The following is a 6762-nucleotide window of genomic DNA, read 5'->3' on the forward strand; positions in this document are numbered from 1 at the left end:
TGTCGCATCCGCTCGCCCGCGGCAGGGATAATGCGGGCATGGACGCGAACACGGGCCAAGGGCCGCTGCAGGGTGTGGACGACGTCGACTGGGCCGGGCTCGCCCCCGAGCGCGGCACGGAGATCCCCGGGCTGCTGCGCACGGTCGCCGCCGGCGGCAGCGGCTCGATGGACGCCGTCAGCACGCTGTTTGACATCCTCCGCCACCCCGGCCCCGGCTACCTCGCTGCGCCCGAGGCCGCCCGCTTCCTCACCGCGGTCGCCGCCGCCCCGGACACCGCTGCGCCCGGCGAGGCGCTGAGCCTGCTGCTGGAGCTGGCAGTGCCGCTGCCGACCGCCGAGGTGCCGTCGGCGCCCGAGGTCGCGCTCTGGCAGGACGAGGCTGCCTGGGCGGTCAGCGCCGACCGCGCCGAAGTCCGCGCCCAGTACCTGCAGTGGCGCGACGACGCTCCCGACGAGCAGACCCTCCGCCGGATGAGCGCGCGCTACGACGCGCTGAGCCGCGACGCCGGCGCCGGGCTGGTCCAGGCCGAGTTCGACGTGCGCGGTGCGATCCGGGAGCGCGTCGGCGACCTCCTCCCCCTGATGGAGGGCCGCGACCACCGCCTCGGGCTCAACTCGACGGCCGAGTGGACCGCGACCCTGCTCGCGTTCTTCCCGGAGGAGCGGGACCGGATCGTGCCCGCCATCCTGCGCGGCCGGGGCCTGCTCGAGGTCCGCGACGACGACGCCGCGCCCGCGCCGGGCATGGCCGGGATCGCCGCCGCCGGCATGGCGGCGCAGGACGCCTGGCGCAAGCCGCTGACGGCGGAGCTGTTCGCGCTGGGCATGCTCGCCGAGCCGGAGGACGCCGACACCACCGTGGCCCTCGCCCGCGAGATGGCCGGCGGCAACCTGTATGCGGCGTTCGCCGCGGCGTCGGCACTGGCGATGCAGCACGGTGAGCGGGTGCCGCAGGCCGCGGTTGAGCGGATGCGCAAGTTCGGCCGCACCCGGGTCGGCTTCACCGGGCTGTTCTCCGACTCCTGGCCGCACATCGGCGATGTCGAGCCGGTCGTGCTGGGCTACCTGGCGCTGGGCCGCAGCGGTGCCGCCACGGTCGCGCTGCGCGCCGAAATGCTGCCCGCGGCGCTGGAGGAGGCGGGGCCCGCCACGGCGGCCGTGGCCGGCGCGGCACTGGAGTCGGTGCTCGGCCCGCGGTCGGCGCCGCAGGACGCCGGCGCGGCCGTCGAAGCAGCCGGAACCGGAGCCGACGGCGGCGACCCCGACGCGCTGCTCCAGGTGCTGTGGGCGATCGCGGAGATCCCGGCCGCCACCTGGGACGAGCGCGGCGTGGGCGAGGTCGCCGAGTCCTGGGCCCTGCCGGCCGACCGCGCGGACTTCCGCGCCTATGCCGGCGTCGCCGACGACGCACCCGGCGCCGACGAGGCCGGCGGCGCAGCCGGCGACGGTACCGGCAGAGCCCCGGCCGCCTCCGCCCCGCAGCCCGTCCCCGCACCGGGCGGCCTCCTCGGCCGCCTCTTCGGCGGCCGCTGAGACCACTGTTCCGCGCCCGCTCCGGCCCGCCGGGGCGGGCGCGGTCGTCTGCCCCCGCGGTGCGGGGCGGGGCGCCCGCTGCGGCCGGCCTGCTCCCTGCCCGGGCCTGGGCCGACGGGCGGGACCTCGCCGGCTCCCCGGCGGCCGGGGCGCGGTCGCCGCCCGCGCGTTCCGCACCTTTCGCGCGCCGGGAGAAGGCCGGACCGGGCGCGACCGTCCGCGGAGGGGGCGGGCGCGCATCGCCGGGGGAGGGAGCCGGGTGCGGCGTGCCGCGGCTGCAGGCGGCAGCTGTGCGGAGCGGGAGGCTCCGGCAGGCACCTCTCCCCGGTGCGCCGAGAGCGGGCAGCGCCCCGGCTGCCGCCGAGACGCTCCGCCCGCCGCTGTGCCGGCAGCCAGCTCTGCGTGTGCCGCTCTGCGTAGCGTGCCGGTCCGTATCGGGGCGCGCCGGGAGCGCAGCCGCGCCTGCGGCAGGCGATCTGCGCTCCCTGAGGGCGTGTCGGGTGGGTGGCGTGTGTCGCGAGCGGTGTCGGAGGTGCGTTCGCCGCACGGCCGACGAGGGGGGCAGGGCGGGTTTTCCTCCTCGAGGAGAGGAGAGCGCCGCGAGGGCGTGCCAGGGCGGTGCGCAGCAGGATAGTTGTCCACCGGAAACGCCTTAGCCGGGGGAGAGGCGGGGAGCGCCGCCTGCCGGGGCACTGCGCCCTGGCAGGAAGCGCGCGCAGGGCGCTGCGGCCCACCGCGGGAGCCCCGGCGGAGCAGACTCCGGGCGGCGCCGGTCAGCGCGGGTGGGCGAGCGCATCGTCGACGGCCGATTCGGGCGGGCCCGGGAAAGTGGGGTCGGGCTGGAAGAGGATCTCGGCGGCGGCGGTCACCGACGCCGGGACCTCGCGCAGATGGCCGTAGACCGTGTCGATCGGGAACGCGCTGCGGCTCGGGTCGCCGACGCCGCGGACGTCGATACCGGCCGCGCGGCACAGGGCCACCGCTCGCGGGACGTGGAAGCTCTGGCTGACGACGGTCGCCGCCTCCACTCCGAACACATCGGCCGCCCGCGCGCACGACTCCCAGGTGCTGAAGCCGGCGTAGTCCGCGGCGATCTTGCCCCGGGGCACACCGGCACCGGCGAGGTGGCCGGCCATCGCGTCGGTCTCGTTGTAGCCCGCGCGCGAGTTGTCGCCGCTGACCAGGACCGCGTCGACCCGCTCGGAGGTGTACAGCTCAGCGGCGAGGTCGAGGCGGCGCTCCAGGAACGGCCCGGGGCGGCCGGAAGGATCCAGTCCCGCGCCGAGTACCAGCGCCACCGGCCGGTGCGGAGCGTCGGCGGCGCTGCCCCGCAGATCCGCCGTGGACGCCCGGACTGCCCCCGCGCAGCAGGCGCTCACCAGCAGTCCGAGCGCGGCCAGTGCTGCCGCCGCGGTCAGCACCGGATGCGCCCGGAGGCGGGGGGAGATTCGAATCCGTCGCACACCAGGGTGGACGCGGAATCCTCCCGCGCGGTTCCCCCGCGGCGGATAGGCTCCCGCGCATGGACGCACTCCCCGCGCGCATTCGCGCTGCCGCCGACCTCGACGTCCCCACCGCGCGCTCGGAAACCGGCCTGCACGCCTACTACGACGGGCGCCCTGGCGACCTCTCCCCTGAGGGCGTGCGCCGCGGCCTGGCGCGGCTCGGCGGCGGGGAGTTCGCCGATCCGGGCGAAGAGGCGCATATGCGCGTGGTCGAAGACGACCTGCGGGCACGCTTCGGTGAACTGGAAGAGCACCGCACCAACCCCGTCCTGCACCTGGACGAGCTCGACCTCTTCGGCTACGACCGCGACTACGCGCCCGAAGAGGAGCGCGCAGCGGCCCGCCTGCGCCACCTCGAGACCTGGCCGGAGACGGTCGACCGTGCCGTTGAAGCGCTGGACCGCGTCTCCGCGCCGGTCGCCACCGCGCTGCTGCCGTCTGCGCGCGGCCTCGCCGCCTCAGTTCCCGCTGATGCTCCGCAGTCCGTCCGCGGCGCCGCGCTGCGCGCGCACGCCCGGCTCGTCGGGCACCTGGAGCAGGCTGCGGCGGACGGCGACCCGGACGCGGCGCTCGGTGCCCCGGCCCTCGCCCGCCTCATGGGCGCGCCCGAGGGCCTCGGCGTCGACCTCGACCGGCTCGCCGAGCAGGCCGATGCCGAGCGCGACCGCATCATGGACCGGCTCGCCGAATCGGCCGGCCGGCTGCGCCCCGGCCCGCCGATGGAGACCGCCCGCGCCCTCGTCCGCGACCATCCGGCCGACGGCGAGGAGGCCGTGCGCGCCGCCCGCACCTGGGCGGAACTGGCCGCCGTGTTCACCGCCGAGCGCGGGCTCGCCCCGTTCCACGACGGCGGGTTCGCCGTCTCGTTCGCGCCCGAGTCGCAGCGCTGGGCTGCGGCGATGCTGATCTGGCCGGGCCCCTATGAGGCGGAGAGCACCACCGACTTTTTCGTCTCCCCGCCCGACCCGGAGTGGAGCGCCGAGGAGCAGGCGTCCTGGCTGGAGACGTTCAGCTCCACCACGCTGCCCGCGATCGCGGTGCACGAGGTGGCGCCCGGCCACTACTCGCACGGCCGTGCGCTGCGCCGCGTCACCGGACCGGTGGCCCGCACCTTCTACTCGTGGTCCTTCGTTGAAGGGTGGGCGCACTACGCAGAGGAGATGTGCGTCGAAGAGGGTTTCGGCGCCTACGCGGCGGAGGCGCTGAAGGGCCGCTTCGAGCCGGACCGGTTCGACGTCGGGGTGTGGCTCGAGGCGCTCGTCCGCGTGACGCGGCTCGCGGTGGCGCTCGGGGTGCACCGCGGCACCATGGACGTCACCGAGGCCGCGCGCCGGTTCACCGCCGATACGGCGCTGAGCGGCAGCGCTGCGCTCGCCGAGGCGCGCCGCGCCCTGTTCGACCCCACGTATGGCCGCTACACCTGGGGAAAGCTGGAGATCCTGGCCCTGCGCGAGCGCGTCCGCGCCGCATGGGGCGCGGACTACACCCCCACCCGCTTCCACGCCGCGCTCCTGGGCCAGGGCGCTCCGCCGCTGGGCCTGATGGACCGCTTCCTCACCCGCCCCGCGGACTGACCGCCGGCCGGGCGGCCCGGAGCGCTGGGCAGGAGGCCGCCCCGCTCTGCTCCGCCGCCGAGGCCGCGGGCGCCGCTGGTCCGCGGGACCCCCGGGTGGGGCGGGCGCAGAGCCCGCAGCCGCGCCGGGGGAGGCGGGGTGCGCGCCCGGCTGCGGAGTGCCGGTTGCTGAGCGGTGCCGGCTCTGCCCCCGGCCCGGAACGCTGCCGAAGCCGGATCAGTCCTGCTCGCCCAGGCGGCGGGGGCGAGCCGCCGCGGTGTTCTCCAGGGCGTCGCGGCTGTCGGCGTAGCGCAGCTGGGCGAGGCCGACGAAGAGGCAGTCGACAACGGTGAGCTGGGCCAGCCGGCTGGCAGTGGCGCCGGAGCGGAAGGTGGTCTCGCGGGCGGCCGTGGTCAGGACGTGGTCGGCGTGCTCGCTGATGGGGCTGCGCGGGAAGTTCGTCACGGCGACCGTCGTCGCGCCGCGGCGGCGCGCCTCCGCGAGCGCGTCCACCGTCTCCGCGGTGGCGCCGCTGTGCGAGACGCCGACGGCGACGTCGCCGCGGCTGAGCAGCGCCGCGCTGGTCCGCATCACGTGGTTGTCCGACCAGGCGAACGAGACCAGTCCGATCCGGTGCAGCTTCTGCTGGAAGTCCAGCCCGACGAACGCGCTCGCGCCCACGCCGTAGATGTCGGTACGCCGCGCCGCGGCCAGCACCTCCACCACCCGCTGCAGCACGTCGACGTCGATCTGGGAGGCAGTGTCCTCGACGGCGCGGGCGTCGGTGTAGGCGATCTTCTGGACCACCGTCACGAGCGTGTCGTCGGGATCGATGTCGCCGACCGGCGCGCGGCTGCTCAGCCCCGCGCCGCGCGCCTGCCCCGCCTCGGTCGCCAGGGCCAGGCGCAGCTCGCGGTAGCCGGAGAAGTCGATGGTGCGGCAGAACCGGATCACCGTCGCCTCGGAGGTGTCGCAGTCCTTGGCCAGCTGGGTGATCGAGGAGGCCGCCGCGCGCTCGGGATCGTCCACGATGCGCTGTGCGACGCGCTGCTCGGCCGGAGGCAGCGACGGCATCAGCGACCGGATGCGCAGCACGGTGCTCGGGCGGGGGACCTCGCCGCCGGCGGGGCTCGCGGGGTTCGGCATCGTGTCCGCTCTCCTTCCGGGGCCGCAGATCGGCGCCCGCCTGCGCCGATGCGCCCCTGCGGCATCGCGTTCCGGCGGCGTTGCGCTGCGGCGGCGCCGAGCGGCAGTGTAGTCGCCATGCAGCCCTCCCACGACGCCCTGACAGGCGTACGCTCCGGGAGCGAGATCGCCTTCGACGTCCTCGGCCCGGTCACGGCACAGGCCGGAACCGTCCCGATTGCGCTCCGCGGCGACAAGCGGCGCTCCCTGCTGGCGGCACTGCTGCTGCGCAGCGACCGCGGCTCCCCGGTCGCCACCGCGGACCTGGCCCGCATCCTCTGGGGCGCCGCAACCTCCGCCGAGGCGCGCCGGGGCGCCCTGCAGGTGCAGGTGGCGCGGTTGCGCGCCGCCCTCGGCGCCGAGCACGGCGCCCGCCTGATCACCGGGTCCGCCGGCGGCTACCGGATCGAGCTCGGCCCCGACCAGCTCGACCTGCTGCGGATGCGCCGCACCACCGCCGAGGCGGCCGCTGCCGAGAGCTCCGGCGATCCGCGGCGCGCCTTCCGCCTGCTGCGCCGCGCCCTGCGGCTGTGGAAGGGGCCGATCGCCGCCGGCGCCCGCACCCCCGTTCTGGAAGACGAAGACGTTCGGCCGCTCGAGGACGAGCTGCTCACCGCCGCCGAGCACTGGGGCGCCCTCGGGCTGCGCCTGGGGCGCGCCGACAGCTGCCTGGAGGACCTCGGCCGGATCGCGGGCCGACACCCCGAGCGGGAACGGCTGGTCGAGATCCAGATGCGCGCCCTGCACCGGGCCGGGCGCCGCGGCGACGCGCTGGAACTGTTCGGCCGCACCCGGCGCGCACTCGCCCAGCGCCTCGGCCTCGACCCCGGCCGGTCGCTGCAGCGCACCTTCGAGGGGGTGCTCCGCGGAACTCTCGCCGAGCCGGGCGGCACGGCGGCGCGGAGCGGGCCGGCCGGCCGCGCCCGCAGCGCGCCCGCGCAGCCGCCGGAGCCGCCGTCCGGGCTCGTCGGCCGCAGCGCCCAC

At 76.9% G+C, this 6762-nt stretch carries 5 protein-coding genes; 3 read left to right on the forward strand and 2 right to left on the reverse strand.

Annotated elements, in window-relative coordinates; translation table 11 throughout:
* Window positions 1-38: 38 nt before the first annotated feature.
* Entirely contained in the window at window positions 39-1535 is a 1497-nt protein-coding gene (locus ACYVGT_RS18505; protein ID WP_460860008.1) for a hypothetical protein, read from the forward strand.
* A 773-nt stretch (window positions 1536-2308) separates the two neighbouring features.
* On the opposite strand, the gene ACYVGT_RS18510 is transcribed toward ACYVGT_RS18505, so the two are convergent.
* Complete coding sequence (locus tag ACYVGT_RS18510; RefSeq protein WP_460860010.1) at window positions 2309-2833, reverse strand: SanA/YdcF family protein; 525 nt, start codon at window positions 2831-2833, stop codon at window positions 2309-2311.
* A gap of 224 nt (window positions 2834-3057) precedes the next feature.
* Here ACYVGT_RS18510 and ACYVGT_RS18515 point away from each other — a divergent pair, with 224 nt between their 5' ends.
* Window positions 3058-4614, forward strand: coding sequence for a DUF885 family protein (locus tag ACYVGT_RS18515; protein ID WP_460860012.1), 1557 nt, complete (start codon window positions 3058-3060; stop codon window positions 4612-4614).
* A 216-nt stretch (window positions 4615-4830) separates the two neighbouring features.
* Here ACYVGT_RS18515 and ACYVGT_RS18520 read toward each other — a convergent pair whose 3' ends face one another.
* Window positions 4831-5739, reverse strand: coding sequence for a MurR/RpiR family transcriptional regulator (locus ACYVGT_RS18520; protein ID WP_460860013.1), 909 nt, complete (start codon window positions 5737-5739; stop codon window positions 4831-4833).
* Between the two features lie 117 nt (window positions 5740-5856).
* Between ACYVGT_RS18520 and ACYVGT_RS18525 the strand changes: the two genes are divergently transcribed.
* Window positions 5857-6762 (forward strand): AfsR/SARP family transcriptional regulator (locus ACYVGT_RS18525; RefSeq protein ID WP_460860016.1); only part of this gene is annotated, 906 nt, incomplete at its 3' end.

It is taken from the genome of Nocardiopsis coralliicola (genome assembly GCF_054779695.1).

What these genes read in the sequence shown, in the direction of transcription:
- ACYVGT_RS18505 (WP_460860008.1), top strand. Translation starts at nt 39, where the DNA reads ATGGACGCGAACACGGGCCAAGGGCCGCTGCAGGGTGTGGACGACGTC.
- ACYVGT_RS18515 (WP_460860012.1), top strand. Translation starts at nt 3,058, where the DNA reads ATGGACGCACTCCCCGCGCGCATTCGCGCTGCCGCCGACCTCGACGTC.
- ACYVGT_RS18520 (WP_460860013.1), bottom strand. Translation starts at nt 5,739, where the DNA reads ATGCCGAACCCCGCGAGCCCCGCCGGCGGCGAGGTCCCCCGCCCGAGC.